Genomic DNA, 19,470 nt, shown 5'->3' on the forward strand with positions numbered 1-19,470 from the left:
AACGGTGCGTGATGACTATATCAAATCTGTCCACCATTCCACCGCTTCCATTCATTGAGGGGGGGCCAGGATGCTGTAATAATATAGCTAATCGGTTGCTTCGCCATCTCAATCCAGGGGGAATGTTTATGTTAAGCTATGCCGGTATCGCCAATCCGTATGCGTTAGGACAATACAGTGTGGAGCACAATGCCAAGGTGCTTCAGCGCTACCGTTTTATTCACGAGTCGCTTCTTCGGATCTCCGCAGGGCATCTGCCTGCCAGAGAGAATTGGGATCTGAAGGTCGGCCTCGCCAAGCATTTGTATGAGGATGCCGAGGCCGTGGACCAGCTGCGGGTACGGATTACGGAGCTGCGCACTTCTTCCGCCGTGCTTCAGCACGAGCCGGACGCCGCCCTGTCGCTGCTGATGGAGGAGCTGATCCACGCCGGCAGCGATCTCGAATTGGCGGTTGGCATCTACCGTGTTATCAAGCCGGCCCTGCTCGATGTCTATAAACGGCATAAGAGCACAACCCAGCAGATTGTCGACCAGCCCACCATCCGCCTGCTCCGCACCTTGATTCTCGATTTGGAGGAGCAGCTCGCGTGGGGGGAAGAGATGATCGTCCACCTGGAGCAGCTTGGCCTCAGCCAGGACGGCGCCATGCCGTTCGAGAAGCATTTGAGCGCCCTGCTTGCCGCCGCGGGCGGCATTGACGGGACGCAGCCGAAATCGCCCGAGCTGCCGCACCGCCTGCGCTCGCATACGGCCTACCAGCTGCCGCTTAAGTCCGCCCGCGACCCGCGGAGCATGGGGCCGACGACCTGGGCCCGGACCAGCGTAGCGCAGCCCCCGGCCGATCCGGTGCAGCGCGCCCTTCTGGACAAGATGCGGGTACGGCAGGAGGAATTGACTGCCGCCGAGCTGATCGCAGGAGTCCTTTACTCGCAGAAAAACATGCCATGGGAGTTTTACCGCGATCTGGCGCGGCATCTGTGGGATGAGGTGCGGCATGCCTTATTCGGCCAAGCCGCGCTGGAGGAGGAGGGCATCGATTGGATGAGCCGGCCACAGTACACCTCCGATTATGACGTGAACGCCCCCAAAATTCCGGGAGCCCAGTATACATGGCTTTCCATCGGGATAGAAGAAGGGGCGATGAAGCGGCCCGGCAAAGCGGGGGAATATGAATTTTGCCGCGACGAGGCGAAGCATCCGCTGATGGCCCAGTTCCAGGATTACGACTGGGCCGATGAAGTCGTGCATGCGAATCTGGGGCGCAAATGGTCGACCGAGCTGATCGGGGAAGACATCGGCTTTGTGCGGGAAATTGCGAAGAAAGAGCTGGAGCATTTCTGGAAAGAGGTCCGCGCGGCGCAGCAGCAGTGGAACGAGCAGCTGGCTTGAGCGGCTAGGGTAAATGGCTGGGTGAGAGGCTGGGTGAGCAACGGCGGAAGCGGCTATCGGAAGCTGGAGGCAAGAAATCAGCGCGTTGTCCAGCCGGGCTCAGGCTCCGCTAGTTGAAGACGGATACCGGGCATCTCCCCTTTATCATCGGATGCTGTATGGCAATAAAGAAGCACCCTCCAAGCCCGTTCGCATTCGCGGGCCTGGAGGGTCGCAACTATTTTAAGCCTTTGGTTTAGCGGTAGAAAGCTGTTCAACTGGGTCAAAGGGAAGCTGAACAAGCGAAAAAAACCACCGTCGTTAGGTCTGGACCCCTAATACGGTGGCTTTCGCTTGAGTTTTGAAAGATTGCGCGCCGTGGGTGTCCACAGCTTTCGTTATCCAGACCGTCAGGTGCACCACCACCTAACGGTCTTTTTTTAGTGTTACCCATAATACGTTATGCGATATATGTTTCTATATATTCTTAAATTATCATGATACATACGTAAAGGAAAAGTTCATCTTTGTATAAATATTATATGACATTCCGGTAACCTTTACCCCGTACACCACAGCTCCAGCCTTACGCCTTCGTCTGGGCCGTCCGGTCCTGCAGCTGGTGTACCGACACATTGCCCCAGCTCAGGTCCGGCACCCGATACTTCTCAATGGTCTCCCAGTCGAGCTGCATGCCCAGCCCCAGCTCATCCCGGCCCGGCACGATCAAATAGCCGTTCTCGTATTTCACCGGATTCTGGACAATGTCGGCTACGTAGAGTTCAGGTCCGGTCGGATCGGACGTATAGATCAGGTTGGTCAGCGAGCTGCCCAAATGGGCCATCGCCGCTGTGCCGATCGACAGCTCCTGCGTCGTTCCGAGCAGGCAGCCTTTTCCCGCGACCTCGGCGGCCGCCGCAGCTTTGCGGGCGCTTGTGATACCCCCGATAAAGATAGGCGAAATATTGAAAATATCGACGGAATCGTGCTTGATCATCTCATACTGCTGACGGAAGCTCCAGACATGCTCGCTGACCGGATGGTCGACCTTCAGGCGGAAATGGTGCAGCCCCTCAAAATCATTTTGTACCGCCGGACTCTCCACCATCTGAAAGTTGTAGGCAGACAACCGCTTAACCGCCTGCCAAGCCTGCTTCCAATCGAGCAGATGGCTAAAATCGAGCGACTTGATCGTCACCTTGGAGCCGAACTCGGATTGAACTGCATCAAGGAAAGCCTCATCCGCATCCAGATTTTTGCCGACATACAGACGGAACACGTCAAAGCCTTGGCGGTACCGCTGACGGACAATCTCCACATTCTCCTCCACTTCTTCCATGAAGCGGTGCCGGAATATCGGATAGCATACCTTGATTTTCTCCTGCAGACGGCCTCCGATCAGGTCGGCTACGGAAATGTTCAGCGACTTGGCGCACAGATCGTGCAAAGCGGCATCGATGCCGTTGCGGATAAAGTTGCCTTTTTCATAGTAGAACATGGATTCGGGAAAGTTGCTGAGCAGCTCTTTATTAATCAGAGACAGATCGTACGGATTTTTGCCGATCAGGATGTTTTTCAATACAGCTGTCAAATCGGCTACATCCAAAGAGTAATGCGGTAAATGGGAGAAATCGGACATTTCCCCGATTCCGGTTACGCCCTCATCTGTCATGATTTCAACGATAACGTGCTTACTGACAAAGCCTGTATGCCGCGGAATACCGACAACCGTCAACTGCAAATTCGATATTTTCATCCTCGATCTCTCCTCCATCAAGCTCATATTCGGTTCAAGCTTACCCCTGCCGCCCTTCAGCTCAGGACTGCGCTCCCCACGACCGCAAAATACGTCCCACCAGCTCCCGCTCCTCTTCCGTCAGCAGAGCGATAGGCGGTCTGACCGCATTCGTTGCGATCAAGCCAAGCTGAAACATCGCTTCCTTCACGACACTAACATTGTTGCCGTTATTATACTTGGCGCGCAGCTCCTCAAACGGTACCACTTCGCCCCAAATCGCCATCGCCCGCGGATAATCCCCCGCCTGCAGCGCTCTCAGCAGCTCAAACGGACGCTGCGTTTCCACATTAACCATCCCCGAGGTAAAGCCCTCGGCTCCGGCAGCGAAGAAATAGGGCGCCCACAGCTCCGCCGTGCCGCAAATCCAGACCAGATCGTCCTCCACCGACTGAACAGCCCTGCTAAAGGACGGCAGATGGTTCACCGCATACTTCACGCCGACCACGTTCGGCAGCTTGGCCGTCTCGCGGATGACCTCCAGCGTCACCTGCTCGCTGCGGATATATAACAGCACCGGCAGCGAGGTCGCTTCGGCGATTTGCCGATAATACGAAATCAGCCCGTCCGGCAGCAGATACGGATGGATCGGCTGATGCACCATGATACCGTCCGCTCCGCAGGACTCCGCATGACGCGCCAGGTCGCAGGCCGTTTGCGCATCATATCCGACGCCCGCAATAACGAGGCTGCGTTTGGCAGCCACACCGGTGACAAAGGTCGTCACCTGCTTCGCCTCTTCCACCGTCAGCGCATAAAATTCACCTGTATTGCCGCAGGGGTAAACCGCTTGAATGCCGCGGTCCGAACAAAAAATTGACATTGGCCTCCAGAGAAGGCCAATCGATGCCAAGCCGATCGTCAAAGGGGGTTACGTTAATCGCGTTAATCCCTTTGAGCTTCGCTTTGATCTGTTCGAACATGCCGCAGCCGCCTTTCATAACTATGCTGAGTTGCTTAATCTTTGTTTCCGTTTTGCAAAAATGAATATCAGATGATGAGTGCAAGCCTGCTATAGGAGACAGGATCACCGGCCCGCGGTGTCCTCCTGATCTTAAGGCTTTACAAATACCGTTTTAATCGATGTGAAAAATTCAATCGCAGCCTGGCCCTGCTCGCGGGAGTGGGAGCTCGACTGCTTCATCCCGCCGAACGGCGCCTGCAGCTCCACGCCTGCGCTCTCCGCATTGATGCGCACCAGCCCGGCCTCCATTTCGTTTATAAAGGCGAGCGTACTGCCGATGCTCTTCGTAAAAATGGATGCGCTGAGGCCGAATTCCGTATCGTTAGCCATGGCCAGAGCCTCCTCCAAGGTATCGACCTTCATCAGCGCAAGCACCGGTCCAAAGATCTCTTCTCTGGCTATCGTCATCTCAGGCCGGACGTTCTCGAATACCGTCGGCTCTACATAGAAGCCTCCATCCAATCCTTGCGGCCTGCCGCCGCCGTGCAGCAGCACTGCGCCCTCCTTCAATCCTTGGCCGATGTAGGAAAGCACCGTCTCCAGCTGGCCCTCGCTGGCGCACGGCCCCATCCATGTGCCGGCCTCCATGCCGTCGCCCACCTTCAGCGACGAAAGCCGCTCCAGCAGCCGCTGCTTGAACGCGTCATAAATACCGCTCTGCACAATGACGCGGCTGGTCGCCGTGCACTTTTGCCCGGTCGAGCGGAGACCGCCGCTGATTGTCGCTTCAACCGCCTGCTCCAGATCGGCGTCGTCCGCTACGATGACCGGATTTTTGCCGCCCATCTCCAGCTGATACTTCGCTCCGCGGGCGATCGCTCCCTGGGCAACCCGTTTGCCGACCGTGTTCGAGCCGGTAAAAGTAATCGCCTGGATCTGGGGATGGTCAATGATGCCTTGGCCGATCACGCTGCCCGGCCCTGTTACCATATTGACGACGCCCGCCGGAAACCCGGCATCATGGAAGCAGGCGATTACCTTCGCCGCCGTCACCGCCGCTTCGCCGGCCGGCTTCAGGATGACCGCATTCCCGTAAATGAGCGCCGGCGCCATTTTCCAGACCGGAATGGCCACCGGGAAATTCCACGGGGTAATGACTCCGACCACGCCGAGCGGAACGCGCGTCGTGAACATCAGCGCTTCGCTATCGGTCGACGGGATCACGTCGCCGGTCTTGCGCATGCCCTCGCCTGCATAATAGCGCAGAATCGCAACGCCGCGCGCCGTCTCGCCTTTCGCTTCCGGGAAGGTTTTGCCCATCTCCCGGGTCATCGTCTCGGCAATGTCGTCCAGCCGCTGCTCCAGCAGCTCGGCGGCCTTGTACAAGTACTCCCCGCGGGCCTGGACCGGACAGCTTCCGCCAAGCCTTCTGCGCCTGTGCAGCCGCAGCCGCCGCTGCGTCCAGCTCCTGACGGCCGGAGCGCTGCACCCAGCCGACAACCTCGGACGGATGAGCCGGGTTGATGCTGGCATCCGGCTCGGATGAAGAGGCTGCCGTCCATTCGCCGTTAATATAGTTGTAGATCGTTTCCCCTGGCTGAAAGCCCATTCCAATTCACATCCTTATCCCTTATCATTTGCCAAAAAATTTGTCGCCGCCGATAGTAATATTTAATATCTGATATATCAGATATTGGCATAAATTGCCCAAGACGTCAACCCAAAATATGGGCTGCGCCATGTTGCATAATTACAACCGTTGTTACCATGTTGTCCTTTCCAACCCACTCCTTACCAAATCTGGTGAATCAGGCTTCATATGTATCCGCTTGCAATACATCCGTTTAAACACCAGTATAGATTTACAAAAATGCAGCCTCTTTAAAAAACTATACAATATGACATATCAAAATATAGAAAAAAGAAGAAGGCACCCTGCCTTCTTACAGCTTGCTTTGAGTAACGTAGGATGCCGTTCTGCGGATATGGCTGCGCATCGCTTCCTCAGCGCCATCCGGATCTTTTGACGTAATTTTATCGCAAATCAGCTTGTGCTCTTGATAAGCCCGCTCGAATTCCTGATGGTTGGACAGCGCCTGCTTTCTCACCGCACGGTCAAAGGCTCTTACCGCTCCGATCTGCTGCACGATATAATCATTGCTCGCAATCTCAAGGATCATCTGGTGAAACGCTTCGTTCAGCTGATAGATCACTTCCCCGTTATTGTCCAGGGTCGCCTCACGAATCTTCTCCATATGCGCCTGCAGCGTCTCGCATTCCCGATCCGTAATCTTGATCGCCGCCAATCTCGCCGCGACCCCCTCCAAGGCGAGCCGTGCCCAGCTGATCTCCTCGATGGAGCTCATAATCCGGTTCGATACGTACGTACCGACGCGCGGCTTGGTGATGACCAGTCCTTCTTGATCAAGCCGCCTCAAAGCTTCCTTCACAGGCGTTGTGCTTACGCCGAAATTTTCCGCGATATCCCGTTCTTTCAGGTGAGCTCCCTGCTCAATCTGCCCGGTCAAGATCGCTTCTTTCAGCGTGTCGTACACCATATCGCGGATGGAGAGCACTTGTGAGCTGATATCAACGCGCAATTCCATATTTGTTCGCCTCCCGCTCCTAGCCCGAGCTGCTGCCGGACTGCATCCGATTGATCTGATATATCAGATATCTCATGTTGATCATAACAATGCTCCGACATTCTGTCAATGCGGGAGGATGAGTTTCCGATTGTCTGCTTTGAGGCGTCTCCTATCCAGTCTGACAAGCTCCCCTGCCTCTACCCTACGGCGGGCTTATCGGCAGCTGGGTCTCGGCGCTTTTCGCTATCTTCCTTTCAGAAGCACTTTACGAGACCGAGGACGGCACAAGCGAGGGAGCCGTTTCCCCCCTTATTCCACCACCATTTTCAGCGCCGACACTTGAACGGGATACGACTGGAGCACCATGCCGGTCGTCCATACCTCAACCTCGTGCCCGACAAGCGAAACATCCAGTCCTCCCGTCTGCTGCTGGCCGCCTGTTACCAGAATTCCGTCAGAAGCCAGCTGAACCCATGCGGCGTCAGGGCTGCCGCCGTCTGTCTTATGCTGTACGTTTACGACTAGGACCCGCCCCTGCTCCTTATCGAAGGCGGTGATTCTCCCCGTAATTCCGGGTTCCCGGGTGCAGCAGGACTGTACCGTAATACGGACGGGAAACGGCCTCCCCGCCCAAGCAAACAACGCCGCTTTCAGCCTTTCCATCTCCTCCTCTGCAAGCTTCTCCTCCACTTCCCCGGAACGCCTCACTGCGAGCAGGATGTGCCCCTGCCCGATGCCTGCCGTTACTACCTTGATCCGGTAACGCTCCTCCAACTCGGCGGCATGTCTCATAATGCTCTCCTTGATCTCGTACAGCGCCTCCTGCTCCATCGAATCCTTCGGTCCGGTTGCGGCCGCATACATTAACGCTCCCCTTGCCTGAAGATCAGGCGCTTCCGTGCCCGCAGGGTGGCAGCCTGACAGCATCAAGAAAACAGCTGCCGCCACCCTCAACAACCAATTCTTCATTCCAGTAATCCCCCGTCCAGTATTTACCTATCAGACGTAAACGGCCCTATAATGTTGCAGGCAGGTGTACTGGAGAGCGTGACGGTTTCGAAAAACGCCGTGACGGCCTTCCGGGAGCTTCAAAGCGGAAGCTGCTTGGCGGAGATGCAGACGTCGATCCCGCATATGTCAGCTTGTCGAGCAGCCATCAAATCAGAACAGCCGTTCAACGTTCTGAAGCCTGAAGACTCGTTCATTTCCTTTCCCTTTATGCAAAAAAAAGAGCCTGACCGCATTACACGGCGCAAGCCCCTTCCTGTAGTTCCACGCTGCTTATAAATTGCAAGTCGCAGCCTATAACGCTGCCCGTCCTAGGCTGATGAAGTCTATCCGCCTCGGTCGGCATGGCTCCGCTCATTTATCTGCGATCTCGGCTGCAGCCAATTTAAGTTTCGACCGAAGCTCTTGCCTATACGTCAAATGACAGCCGCTCAGGCCACCTTTCTCGGTCATAGCCTGGCCCCGGCGCACGGCAGCGGGTTAGATTCAGACCCGCCGTACCCGGGCGGCGCGCTCGATCTCTTCCCCGCTCAGCTCCGCGAGCTCGTCGAGAAAGCGCACGGCGAAGCTGCCGGGCGCCGGATGCTCGCCTGCGGCCCGCTCGGCGGCCACGCTGTAGCCGGCAAGCGCGGCAACCGCGCCCTCCAGCAGCGGGCGCGAAGCTCCGGCTGCCGCCGCGGCGAATGCGCCGATGACGCTGGTGAGCAGGCAGCCAGTACCGGTCACCCGTGTCAAAATCGGGTGGCCGCCTGACACCACATACGTCGAGGCGCCGTCGGTCGCCACGTCCTCTTCGCCGGTGACGACGACGATGCAGCCCAGCTGCTGCGCTGCGCGCTGCGCCAGTGCAACGGCATCGCCGCCGTCGCTTCCCGCGTCCACGCCCTTGATGGTCCGGCTCTCGCCGACCACATTGGCGATTTCGGCGGCGTTGCCCCGCAGCACGGAGACCTTCACCTCGCGCAGCAGCCGCCGCGACGTTTCAGTCCGGTAGGCGGTCGCCCCGGCGCCGACCGGATCGAAAATCACCGGAACGCCATGCTCGTTCGCCGATTTGCCGGCAATGATCATCGCCTCGACTTCCTCGGCGGACAGCGTCCCGATGTTCAGCACCAGCGCTCCGGCGATGGCGGCCATATCCGCCACTTCTTCCTTGGCATAAGCCATGACCGGCGAAGCGCCTAGAGCCAGCAGCCCGTTCGCAGTGAAATTGGTGACCACTACATTCGTAATATTATGTACCAGCGGCTTTACCGCTTTGACCTGCCGCCACAATGCGGCGATATCTTTATTCTCCACTGTATTCATCCACCCTTCATCATCCCATATAAGATCTATGTGCTTATCATAAACCAACCGGGGAAGCTTGCCAAACGCCGTCCCGCCGGATGCTCCCCTTCCTCGCGTCCTTCGCCCGGAACGGCCTGCCGGATTCATTGGTCTTCGTACGATCCTGTGCTATAATCAACGAAACATCTCTCTATTTATGTATCCCGGAGGAAAACACATATGCTCACATTTGAACAAAAGCTGGCGGTTATCGAATCGTTCCCGGAGCTGCAGCGCAAGGACGTCTCCTTGGGCCGGGTGAACTTTCAATATGAGGAAAGCGGCTTTGACCGCAAAAACGTCGTCTACCATCTGCACAAAAACGGCAACGGCTTCGTCTATGCCGGGCACCTGAAGGGTTATTCGACCGACGAGAAGGGACTCGTCAATATCCGCGACTTGACCGAGGAGGAGCTGCGCAGCCTGCTTGCGGCCTCCATCCGCTCACTCGCGCCCGATGCGGCGCCGGGCGTGAAGCCTTCTTCGCCAGCGTCCGAGCCGGACGGCGAGGAGCTGTGGACCAGTTCCAGGATCATCATACGCTGCGGCTTTTTTACGAAGATGAGCTGTGGTATGTCTACGATAGACAAAACCTGGAGTCGGCCTTCGAAACCTACGAGGAAGCCGAAGAGTACCTTCGGGAGGAAGGGTTTACCCGCAGCGGCGCTTAAAGCGGCCGCTGCTTTTTTTATAAGGCTCTCAAGCCTGCAGGCTCATCTTCCGGCAGTTGCAGCAGAGCCAGCAGCGCCTCGCAGCAGTCAGTACAGCTGCAGTCCCGCGGCAGACTGCGTCAGTTACAGTAAAGGCGACAGCAGCCTCGCCACCGACTCTTTTACCTGACTAAAATAAGATCTCCGTCTGTAAGAGTCGACCGTCAGTTCAAGAGAATGGCGAAGATCGGCCGCAAACAGCTCCTCGAGCTTCCCCGCCGTCTTCGTATCGTAAATAAACGCGTTAATTTCAAAGTTCAGCTTAAAGCTGCGGATATCGATATTGGCCGTGCCTACCGAGGCGACCTTGCCGTCAATCACCAGCGTCTTGGCGTGGAGGAAGCCCTTCTCGTACAAAAAGCAGCGCACCCCGTTATCCAGCAGCTCGCCCAGGTAGGAACGCGATGCCCAGAAGACGAAGAAATGGTCCGGACGGTCCGGAATCATGACTTTGACGTCAATACCGGACAATGCGGCCATTTTTAGCGCATTCAGCAGACTTTCGTCGGGTACAAAGTACGGCGACTGAATATAGACGCTGCGCTTGGCGGAATGGATCATTTTGATATAGGCGTTCTTGATCTGCTGCCGGTTCGAATGCGGACCGCTGGACACGATCTGCATCCCGACGCCCTGCGGGTATACGTCCTCGGAGAAATATTTGGCCTCATAGCTGATCGAAGGTGCGGAGGTCCGGTTCCAGTCCATCATAAAGTGGGCCTGCAGCACTTTGACCGCGCTGCCCTCCAGTCTCAAATGAGTATCCCGCCAGAGGCCCAGCTTCGGATCGAGCCCCAAATATTCGTCTCCTACGTTGAAGCCTCCGATATAACCCCGCTTCCCGTCGATCACGCATACTTTGCGGTGGTTGCGGTAATTGAGCCTCAGATTCAAATAACGAATCCGCGACGGAAAGAAGGCCCCCGCCTCTCCGCCTGCATCCAGCAGCGGCTGAAGCAGTTTTTTTTGCAGACCGTAGCTCCCGACATCGTCGTACAGCAGCCTGACCTCCACGCCCTCCCTCGCCTTTTGCGTCAGCAGCCGGATTAGTTCCTGGCCGAGCGCATCCGCTCGTATAATGTAATATTGCAAATGAATGTACAGCTTCGCTTCACGAATGTCTGCAAACAGAGACGTGAACTTGCTTCGGCCGTCCGTAAATATTTCAACCTGATTATCCTGCGTCAGAACGGAATAGCGGCTGCTCATCAGATTCATGTGCATCATGTCATGGTAAGCTTCCATCGCCGGATCGACATAGTGCATGACCCCAAGCTCGATCTGCTCGGTCTGCTGGCGCGACACCGCGTTGAATTCCTCCCTCGTCTCATCCTTCATCGCCTTCATCCGGCGGCCGTTGAGCGTTTTGCCAACGAGCAGGTAGATGATAAAACCAACACCCGGGAGAAAGAGCAGAACCATCAGCCAGGCCCAAGTCGCCACGACATTGCGGCGCTCCAAGAAAATGATCGCTACGGCAAAAAGATAGTTGAGCAGCGTCAGCATATTATAAACATCTTGAAATTCGAACAGCGCACTCACCTCCTGCAAGCCTTCCGGCAATCCGTTCCTTAAGCATAACTTCTTCTGGAATGTTTATCCACCTCGGCTTTAGAATTTCCTTACCCGAATAGACGTATGCATGAAGCCGGATGGCGTTCAGTCCTCGACAAAAATAAAACACCCCTAAAACAAGACCGCCATAGACCTTCATGGGTCCGGTGGCTGCCCGTTTTAAGAGGTGTAAAAAAGCTCGCGGGAGAGGCTCTCCCGCCAAGCCGGATCAAGCTGTGATTAGAAGCCGAAATATTCCTGCGCGTTGTTGTAGGAAATATTTTGAACCATACTGCCCAGCAGCTCCATATCGTCCGGCGCTTCGCCGTTCTCAACCCATTCGCCGATCAGGTTGCACAAAATTCTTCTGAAATACTCGTGGCGCGTATAGGACAAGAAGCTTCTGGAGTCCGTCAGCATGCCGACAAAACGGCTCAGCAGACCGAGGTTAGCCAGCGCTCTCATTTGCTCCAGCATGCCGTCTTTCGTATCGAGGAACCACCAAGCGGAGCCGAGCTGGACTTTGCCTGGAACGCCGCCGCCTTGGAAGCTGCCGATAATCGTGCCGATTACATAATGGTCCTTCGGATTCAGCGAGTACAGAATCGTCTTAGGCAGCTTGTCTTCTCCGTCCAGCGCATCCATGATGCGTACGAGCGGTCCTGCGATCGCATTGTCATTGATCGAGTCGAAGCCCGTATCCGGACCGAGCGTGCGGAACATGCGCACATTGTTATTGCGGTGTGCGTTAATATGGAACTGCATCGCCCAGCCGTGCTCAGCATACTGCTTGCCGAGGAACACGAGCGTGTACGTTTTATATTTCTTCTCTTCTTCAAGCGTTACGCTGCCGCCTTGCAAAGCTTTGGCGAAAATAGCTGCCGCTTCTTCCTTCGTCGTTTCGGCATAGGCCACATAATCCAACGCATGGTCGGACACACGGCCGCCTACGGAGTTGAAGAATTTCACGCGGGATTCCAGCGCGGCCAGGAACTGATCGTAGTTTTCGATCGTTTGGTTCGCGGCTTGAGCCAGCTTTTGTACCCATTGCGCGAAGCCTTCGCGGTTAATTTCAAGACCCTTGTCCGGACGGAAGGAAGGCAGCACCTGTACGTCGAAATCCGGAAGCTCTTTAATCTTCACATGATATTCCAGCGAGTCGGCAGGATCGTCGGTTGTGCAAATGACGCGTACGTTCGATTTTTTGATCAGATCGCGCGCGCCGAAGCCTTCGCCGTTCAGCTGGGCATTGACTTTCTCCCAGATAGCGGGAGCGCTTTCTTCATTCAGCAGGTCGGAAATGCCGAAGAAACGCTGCAGCTCCAGGTGAGACCAATGATACAGCGGATTGCCGATCGTTTGCGGCACGGTTTTGGCCCAGGCCAGGAAGCGGTCGTAGTCGCTCGTATTCTCGCCGCCGGTTACGAATCTTTCTTCCACGCCGTTTGCGCGCATCGCTTTCCATTTATAGTGATCCCCGTAGAGCCAAGCTTCGGTAATATTTTTGAACGCTTTGTTCTCGTATATTTCTTGCGGGCTCAAATGGCAGTGATAGTCGATGATTGGCATTTCTTTTGCATAATTGTGGTATAGATTGATAGCGGTTGCGTTAGATAACAGGAAATTTTCATCCAGAAACTTTTTCATACTTCGCCCATTCCACCTTTATCCCTGTATTCATTGTTCACGTGAACAATGGTCGTAATACAGTCTATCGTACTCTACTTGCCGCGAAAATACAAATAGCATTTTGCCTTCCACCTGACCGATTTTGCCCTGTTTGTCAAACTCCCCTCGCTTTGACCAACCGACATGCCAAACCCGATGCGCACGAAGGTATAGGTACCCAATCTTCTATCTGCAAACGCTTGCAGATAGAAGATCCCCATTATTTTATGAAAAAGACCGATTTCCGAATAACGCAGGCTGCAAATCCTGTCCAACATTCGTGAATTCCTCAGATCCCTATATGTTATATATACTCACATTTTAAAATGCAACCTCGGAATGAAGTTAATTTCCTATTTGTTGTAAAAAATGCACCGAAACTTACGGCATCCCCAGAAATCACGAACAATATTTTATTAAAATCAATTAATATTCGTATATATAAAAACCCACATTTATTTTTTGCTTATTTTTTTCGAAAAAACGGTTGAATTATTCGTCACCGTACGTTATTGTATCGATATAAAGTATGTAAGGTTATATAACATAAAAGAAAATAAACACCTCGTTTCACTTAACTTTTTTTGATAAAAGCTCAAATTATTGTAACACAACCTGACATTATGGTGAGGAGTGGTATAGATGAAAAAGAAATTAGTTCTTATCGGTAACGGCATGGCAGGGGTCAACGCAATTGAACAGCTGCTGAAACTGGCGCCTAATCAATACGAAATTACCATTTTCGGCAGCGAGCCTCACCCGAACTATAACCGTATCCTGCTGTCCTCCGTCCTTGCCGGCGATGCCGACGTGAAGGATATCGTCATTAACGACTGGAGCTGGTACGAGGATAACGGCATTACATTATATGCCGGCGAGACGGTAACTAAGATCGATACCGCCCGCAAAATCGTATCGACCGCAAGCGGCCTGAAAGCAAGCTATGATGCGCTGATTCTGGCTACCGGCTCTCTTCCGTTCATGCTCCCGCTGCCGGGCGCGGACAAAGAAGGCGTCATCGCCTTCCGCGACATCAAGGATTGCGAGATGATGATCGAGGCCGCGCGAAACTATAAGAAGGCCGTCGTAATCGGCGGCGGGCTGCTCGGGCTCGAAGCGGCACGCGGATTATTGAATCTGAACATGGAAGTATCCGTCGTCCATATTAATAAGTATTTAATGGAACGCCAGCTGGACGAAACCGCAGCCTTGATGCTTCAGAAGGAGCTGGAAGCCCAAGGCATGAAATTCCTGCTGGATAAAAATACGGAGCTGCTGTTCGGCAGAAAACGCGTAACCGGTGTCCGCTTCAAGGACGGCAGCGAGACGGATGCCGATCTGGTCGTCATGGCGGTCGGTATCCGCCCGAACGTGCAGCTGGCGAAGGACACCGGCATTGAAGTGAACCGCGGTATCGTCGTCAACGATTACATGGAAACGAATATTCCTGACGTGTACGCTCTCGGCGAATGCGCAGAACATCGCGGTGTCGCCTACGGGCTGGTCGCCCCGCTCTATGAACAGGGCAGCGAGCTGGCCAAACGGCTGGCCGGCACAGCTTCCGAAGGCTATCACGGCTCGGTCGTCTCGACCAAGCTGAAAATTTCCGGCGTCAACGTCTTCTCCGCCGGACAGTTCCGCGACGAGCCCGGCACCCGTTCCGTGCGGATGCAGGACGATTTTGACGGCGTCTACAAGAAAGCCGTCATTCGCGACGGCAAGCTGATCGGGGCCGTCCTGTTCGGAGATACAAGCGACGGCTCTCGGCTGTTCTCCATGATCCGCAGCGGCGAAGACGTCTCCGGACGAGAGAAGCAGGTGCTGCTTGGCGAAGCGGCCGGCGGGGCTAAAGCCTCCGGGCTCGATTTCGTAGCCGCGATGGCGGACAGCGAAATCGTGTGCGGGTGCAACGGAGTATCCAAAGGCGCCATCGTGCAGGCTATTCAAGAGAAGGGCTGCGCAAGCGTCAACGATATTAAAGCCTGCACCAAAGCTTCCGGCTCGTGCGGCGGCTGCAAACCGCTGGTGGCGGATCTGCTTACCTATACGCTCGGAGCGGACGGCGTCGTGACGGCGAAGGAAGGCATCTGCGGCTGTACCGAACTGAGCCGCGACGAGATTGTCGAAGCGATTCGCGGCATGCACCTCACCACTTCGAAGGAAGTGATGAATGTCCTCTCCTGGAAGACAGAGGAAGGCTGCTCCAAATGCCGTCCGGCTCTGAATTACTACTTGGGCATGGCGTGGCCGGAGGAGCATGCGGAGGAAAGAGAGTCCCGCTTCGTTAACGAACGCAACCATGCGAATATTCAGAAGGACGGCACTTATTCGGTCGTTCCGCGGATTTACGGAGGCGTCACTTCTCCCGCGCAGCTGAAACGGATCGCCGAGGTCGCGGAAAAGTACGACGTGCCGATGGTCAAATTCACCGGAGGACAGCGGCTCGACCTGCTCGGCGTGAAGAAAGAGGATCTGCCGAGCATGTGGTCCGATCTCGATATGCCGTCAGGCTACGCTTACGGCAAAGCGCTCCGCACGGTCAAAACGTGCGTCGGCTCCACCTTCTGCCGCTTCGGCACGCAGGATTCCATCCAAATGGGAATCGATTTGGAGAAGCGGTTTGAACGGCTGAATACGCCGGCCAAAGTAAAGCTGGCCGTCTCCGGATGTCCGCGGAACTGTGCGGAATCGACGATCAAGGACTTCGGCATCGTAGCGATCGACGGCGGCTGGGAGCTGCATATCGGCGGCAACGGCGGCGTCAAGGTGCGGGCTACCGATCTGCTGTGCAAGGTCAAGACCGCCGAGGAAGTGATGGAATGGGCCGGCGCCTTCCTGCAGTATTACCGCGAGGAAGCGAAGTGGAACGAGCGGACGAGCGAATGGGTGCAGCGTGTAGGCGCAGACAGCATTAGAGCCGCGCTGGAGAAGCAGGAGGACCGGATTGCGCTGAACGAGCGAATCGATAAAACCCTCGGTCTGATGACAGATCCATGGAAGGAAATTATCGAGAACGATTCCCTCCGCGCGAGCTTCGAGGAGCTTCGGCCATCGGCCGCCGAAACCATCGGCGGCTAAGCGAAACCGCTGCGATATGAATCAGCATTCCCAACTTGGAGAACGGAAGGAGCATTCCTATGAAATCATATATCATTGGCCACCAATCCGATTTTACCGAAAGAAGATCGCGGGTCGTTCACATCGAAGGGATGGAAATTGCCGTCTTTCAGCTGACCGGCGGCGAATTTCAAGCTATTGAAAACCTGTGCCCGCACAAGAAGGGCAAGCTGTCGGAAGGCATCGTCTGCGACCACCACGTCTATTGCCCGCTGCACGACTGGAAAATCGACCTTCACGACGGTCTCGTGCAAGCGCCCGACGAGGGCTGTGTCCAGCACTTCGATGTCCGCGCAGACGAACACGGCAATGTCGTGCTGCTCATGCCTCAAGCCGGCAGCATCGCTTCCTAGCCGATGCGGAGGGCCGCTTCGGCCCTCTCTGAAATAAACCCTGGCGAACCTGCAAGGACGACGGGCAAAACTGAAAGGAGATAACAGACATGGATTATATGAAACCGGAGCAAGTGGTCGAGCAGATGGTGCAGGCCGGTGAAAATAAAGCGAATCTGTCGGTGAAGGACATGCTGATCCGCGGATTTCTCGGAGGCGCGATTCTCGCTTTCGCCACGACATTGGCCTTCACAGCCACCTCGCAAACGAATATCGGGCTGGCAGGCGCCCTTGTCTTCCCTGTCGGCTTCGTCATAATTATCCTCCTTGGACTCGAGCTCGTGACCGGAAGCTTTGCGCTTATTCCGCTGGCGGTGCTCCGCAGACGCACGACTGTCAGCCGGATGCTCCGCCAGTTCGCCTGGGTGATCCTGGGGCATTTAATCGGCTCCATTGCTTATGCCGCGTTGTTTTATGCCGCGGTCACCAACTTCGGGCACGCCAGCAACGCGATCGTTCAGACGATCATCAAGACGGCCGAGACCAAAACGAACGGCTACGCCGCTCTCGGCACCGACGGCCTGCTCGCCGTCTTCATCAAAGCCATCCTGTGTAACTGGATGGTCACCCTGGGCGCGGTCATGGCGATGACCTCCCAGTCCACTGCAGGCAAAATCATCGCCATGTGGCTGCCGATCCTGACTTTCTTCGCGCAGGGCTTCGAGCATGCCGTCGTGAACATGTTCGTCATCCCGGCAGGCATGCTCTATGGCGCCAACGTATCCTTCAGCGGCTGGTGGCTGTGGAACCAAATTCCCGTACTGCTCGGCAACTTTGTGGGAGGGGTCCTGTTCACGGGCATGATGCTGTACTTCACTCACAGCAAAAGCAAGAGCAGCGCGAAGGAAACGGCCGTTCAACCGGAGCAGATCGCTTTTGACGGCAAGGTGCTGAAGCACAACTAACCTGCGCAGCAGTGAAAAGAACGCCGCCCAAGGCCGCTTTTGACCCGGCATTTCCCGTCTCGAGTTGAAATATTCCTGCATAAAAGACGCTTCCATTCCGACTACAGTGCGGTTTTGGAAGCGTCTTTGCGTCCGATTGGCAGGAGACTCAATTGCAGCGGTTCTTCCCGCTTCCTAGACTGGCGTCTGCCCACCTTATAACAATTACCTATAAGTATAATTTTATTTATATATTGGAGCTATAGGAAAGAGCGGCGTATGATAGACATACAGCCGCTTGCGGCTTCAATGAAGCTGAACTGCTGGCAGACTCATTCATTCAAGGAGGTACTCCCCTTATGGACCCACTTACGGCGCAGCATAGAGCCGAATTATCCGGAAAGCTCACCGGCGTATTGGACGCGCGGACCTTGCATGCCTCGCACCGAAGGCTGACCGCCATACTGGCCGAAGGCATGCACGTGCTGGATATCGGCTGCGGAACGGGAGCGATTACGCGGGGGATCGCGGAGGCGGTCGGCCCGCAGGGCCGCGTTGTCGGGATAGACAACAACCCCAAGCTGATCGAGCGGGCCCGGGCGGCCCACGGAGATGTGCCCGGATTAAGCTTCGAATGCGGAGATGTGTACCGGCTCGCCTATGAGAAGCAGTTCGACGTGGTCACCTGTGCCCGGGTGCTCGTCTGGCTTGACCGGCCCGCGCAGGCATTGGAGCAGATGAAGACTTGCGCCAAAATAGGAGGCCGCGTGCTGGTCGCAGACTACAACCACGAGAAAATCGTCTGGGCGCCGGAGCCGCCCCCAACCATGCGTTCCTTCTATTCCGCTTACCTCCAGTGGCGTGAGGACGCCGGAATGGACAACCAAATCGCAGACCAGCTGCCCGAACTGTTCGCTCAAGCCGGCCTGGAAGACATCATCGTAACTCCCCAGCACGAAACTATGCAGCGCGGCGAGCCCGATTTCGCCTCCCGGATCTCCCTGTGGGCCGACACCGCTTCCAGCAGAGGCCCTCAGATGGAACGGGACGGCTGCATCACCGCGCAGGCATACACTGCAGCCGAGCAGGATTACCGGGCCTGGTGCCGCGAAGAAGCCCAGTCGATGAGCATGTATATGCTGGCTGTGGAAGGCTTGCGCAACGCGTAGCCAAGCAGTCGAACAGCCAAGGCGGCGTATTCTTCATAAAGCAAAGAAAAGCCGTTCCCTTGAGCGGGCCGCATGCCCGGGAACGGCTTGTTTTTTGTCCTGTCCGCTAGTGAATGTTGGCCTTATCGAAATTGCCGCCCATCACATCGGACACATGCTCGATGGCGATAAATGCCCTGCGGTCGATTTCCTGAACGATACTGCGCAGCTTCGCCACCTCCAGACGGGTAACGACACAGTAGATCATCTGAATATCCTCTTTCATATAACCGCCCTTGGCGTAAATAAACGTCGTATTCCGCCCCAGACGGTCCATAATCGCTCCCGATATTTCCTCGTAATCGTTGGAAATGATCGTGACCGATTTGGACTCGTTTAAACCCTCGACGACGATATCAATCAGCTTAAACGCAATGTAATACGTAAAGATGGAGTACATCGCGGAATCCCAGCCGAACACGAACCCGGCCACGATGAAGATAAACACGTTGATGAACATAATAATTTGACCGACGGAGATTTTCGATTTCTTAGAAATGAGAATGGCGACAATTTCCGTTCCGTCCAGCGAGCCGCCGAACCGCATGACCAGCCCGACGCCCGCTCCCAGAATGACGCCTCCGAACAACACCGCCAGCAGCTTCTCGCTGGTAAATGCTTCGGCGTGGTGCAGCCACGAGGTCGTTACGGACATAACGGCAATGCCATACAGCGTAGAGTAAGCGAATGTTTTGCCGATCTGCTTATAGCCCAGCAGCAGGAAAGGCACGTTGAGAATGAAAATGAACAGGCCCAGAGGCAGCCCCGTAATCTCCGAAACGATAATCGAGATACCGGCTATGCCACCGTCAATCACTTGATTGGGTACCAGAAACACTTCCAGCGCCAGCCCCATCATAAATGCTCCAATGGTTATGAAAACCAGCCTCTGCAAAAAATGTACCGCCGTCATCCTTTTATGCGCCTTTTCCGCTCCCATAGC

Annotated in this window: 13 protein-coding genes and 2 pseudogenes; 6 read left to right on the forward strand and 9 right to left on the reverse strand. The window is 55.4% G+C overall.

Translation table 11 applies throughout. The annotated features are described in order from the left end of the window. Positions 1–128: 128 nt before the first annotated feature. Positions 129–1,391 (forward strand): hypothetical protein, encoded by a 1,263-nt coding sequence (locus ACHHV8_RS32160; protein WP_395163255.1) that lies wholly within the window; start codon positions 129–131, stop codon positions 1,389–1,391. A gap of 565 nt (positions 1,392–1,956) precedes the next feature. Here ACHHV8_RS32160 and ACHHV8_RS32165 read toward each other — a convergent pair. From ACHHV8_RS32165 to thiM, 6 genes and pseudogenes are all read right to left on the reverse strand, one after another. Beyond that, positions 1,957–3,126, reverse strand: coding sequence for a mandelate racemase/muconate lactonizing enzyme family protein (locus tag ACHHV8_RS32165; RefSeq protein ID WP_395163256.1), 1,170 nt, complete (start codon positions 3,124–3,126; stop codon positions 1,957–1,959). Between the two features lie 61 nt (positions 3,127–3,187). Beyond that, positions 3,188–3,988 (reverse strand): dihydrodipicolinate synthase family protein, encoded by an 801-nt coding sequence (locus ACHHV8_RS32170; protein ID WP_395163257.1) that lies wholly within the window; start codon positions 3,986–3,988, stop codon positions 3,188–3,190. A 231-nt stretch (positions 3,989–4,219) separates the two neighbouring features. Beyond that, positions 4,220–5,678, reverse strand: a pseudogene (gene gucD, locus ACHHV8_RS32175) (alpha-ketoglutaric semialdehyde dehydrogenase GucD). A 334-nt stretch (positions 5,679–6,012) separates the two neighbouring features. Beyond that, positions 6,013–6,675, reverse strand: coding sequence for a GntR family transcriptional regulator (locus tag ACHHV8_RS32180; RefSeq protein ID WP_395163258.1), 663 nt, complete (start codon positions 6,673–6,675; stop codon positions 6,013–6,015). 291 nt (positions 6,676–6,966) lie between these two features. Next, positions 6,967–7,626 (reverse strand): hypothetical protein, encoded by a 660-nt coding sequence (locus ACHHV8_RS32185; RefSeq protein ID WP_395163259.1) that lies wholly within the window; start codon positions 7,624–7,626, stop codon positions 6,967–6,969. A 525-nt stretch (positions 7,627–8,151) separates the two neighbouring features. Then, the gene (gene thiM, locus ACHHV8_RS32190) at positions 8,152–8,973 is read right to left on the reverse strand and encodes a hydroxyethylthiazole kinase (protein ID WP_395163260.1); all 822 of its coding nucleotides are present in this window, start codon (positions 8,971–8,973) and stop codon (positions 8,152–8,154) included. Between the two features lie 201 nt (positions 8,974–9,174). Between thiM and ACHHV8_RS32195 the strand changes: the two are divergent. Continuing rightward, positions 9,175–9,665: pseudogene (locus ACHHV8_RS32195) on the forward strand (hypothetical protein). Positions 9,666–9,788: 123 nt separating this feature from the next. Here the strand turns inward: ACHHV8_RS32195 and cls are convergent. Beyond that, positions 9,789–11,237, reverse strand: a complete 1,449-nt coding sequence (gene cls, locus ACHHV8_RS32200) for a cardiolipin synthase (protein WP_395163686.1) — start codon at positions 11,235–11,237, stop codon at positions 9,789–9,791. Positions 11,238–11,498: 261 nt separating this feature from the next. Continuing rightward, entirely contained in the window at positions 11,499–12,905 is a 1,407-nt protein-coding gene (gene uxaC / locus ACHHV8_RS32205) for a glucuronate isomerase (RefSeq protein WP_395163261.1), read from the reverse strand. A gap of 663 nt (positions 12,906–13,568) precedes the next feature. Between uxaC and nirB the strand changes: the two genes are divergently transcribed. The 4 genes from nirB (at position 13,569) to ACHHV8_RS32225 (ending at position 18,488) form a co-directional block, all read left to right on the forward strand. Next, positions 13,569–16,004, forward strand: coding sequence for a nitrite reductase large subunit NirB (gene nirB, locus ACHHV8_RS32210; protein ID WP_395163262.1), 2,436 nt, complete (start codon positions 13,569–13,571; stop codon positions 16,002–16,004). 59 nt (positions 16,005–16,063) lie between these two features. Further along, entirely contained in the window at positions 16,064–16,396 is a 333-nt protein-coding gene (gene nirD / locus ACHHV8_RS32215) for a nitrite reductase small subunit NirD (RefSeq protein ID WP_395163263.1), read from the forward strand. 89 nt (positions 16,397–16,485) lie between these two features. Further along, positions 16,486–17,340 (forward strand): formate/nitrite transporter family protein, encoded by an 855-nt coding sequence (locus ACHHV8_RS32220; RefSeq protein WP_395163264.1) that lies wholly within the window; start codon positions 16,486–16,488, stop codon positions 17,338–17,340. Positions 17,341–17,678: 338 nt separating this feature from the next. Beyond that, positions 17,679–18,488 carry a methyltransferase domain-containing protein gene (locus ACHHV8_RS32225; protein WP_395163265.1) on the forward strand — a complete coding sequence of 270 codons (810 nt, stop codon included), beginning with the start codon at positions 17,679–17,681 and terminating at the stop codon, positions 18,486–18,488. Positions 18,489–18,594: 106 nt separating this feature from the next. Here ACHHV8_RS32225 and ACHHV8_RS32230 read toward each other — a convergent pair whose 3' ends face one another. After that, positions 18,595–19,467: a YitT family protein gene (locus ACHHV8_RS32230; RefSeq protein ID WP_395163266.1), complete on the reverse strand. Its 873-nt coding sequence runs from the start codon at positions 19,465–19,467 to the stop codon at positions 18,595–18,597. Positions 19,468–19,470: the final 3 nt, after the last annotated feature.

This window comes from Paenibacillus sp. TAB_01 (genome assembly GCF_043945595.1).
GTDB lineage: Bacteria > Bacillota > Bacilli > Paenibacillales > NBRC-103111 > Paenibacillus_S.

What these genes read in the sequence shown, in the direction of transcription:
- ACHHV8_RS32170 (WP_395163257.1), bottom strand. Translation starts at nt 3,988, where the DNA reads ATGTCAATTTTTTGTTCGGACCGCGGCATTCAAGCGGTTTACCCCTGC.
- nirD (WP_395163263.1), top strand. Translation starts at nt 16,064, where the DNA reads ATGAAATCATATATCATTGGCCACCAATCCGATTTTACCGAAAGAAGA.
- nirB (WP_395163262.1), top strand. Translation starts at nt 13,569, where the DNA reads ATGAAAAAGAAATTAGTTCTTATCGGTAACGGCATGGCAGGGGTCAAC.
- ACHHV8_RS32230 (WP_395163266.1), bottom strand. Translation starts at nt 19,467, where the DNA reads ATGGGAGCGGAAAAGGCGCATAAAAGGATGACGGCGGTACATTTTTTG.
- ACHHV8_RS32165 (WP_395163256.1), bottom strand. Translation starts at nt 3,126, where the DNA reads ATGAAAATATCGAATTTGCAGTTGACGGTTGTCGGTATTCCGCGGCAT.
- ACHHV8_RS32180 (WP_395163258.1), bottom strand. Translation starts at nt 6,675, where the DNA reads ATGGAATTGCGCGTTGATATCAGCTCACAAGTGCTCTCCATCCGCGAT.
- ACHHV8_RS32225 (WP_395163265.1), top strand. Translation starts at nt 17,679, where the DNA reads ATGGACCCACTTACGGCGCAGCATAGAGCCGAATTATCCGGAAAGCTC.
- uxaC (WP_395163261.1), bottom strand. Translation starts at nt 12,905, where the DNA reads ATGAAAAAGTTTCTGGATGAAAATTTCCTGTTATCTAACGCAACCGCT.
- thiM (WP_395163260.1), bottom strand. Translation starts at nt 8,973, where the DNA reads ATGAATACAGTGGAGAATAAAGATATCGCCGCATTGTGGCGGCAGGTC.
- ACHHV8_RS32220 (WP_395163264.1), top strand. Translation starts at nt 16,486, where the DNA reads ATGGATTATATGAAACCGGAGCAAGTGGTCGAGCAGATGGTGCAGGCC.
- ACHHV8_RS32160 (WP_395163255.1), top strand. Translation starts at nt 129, where the DNA reads ATGTTAAGCTATGCCGGTATCGCCAATCCGTATGCGTTAGGACAATAC.
- ACHHV8_RS32185 (WP_395163259.1), bottom strand. Translation starts at nt 7,626, where the DNA reads ATGAAGAATTGGTTGTTGAGGGTGGCGGCAGCTGTTTTCTTGATGCTG.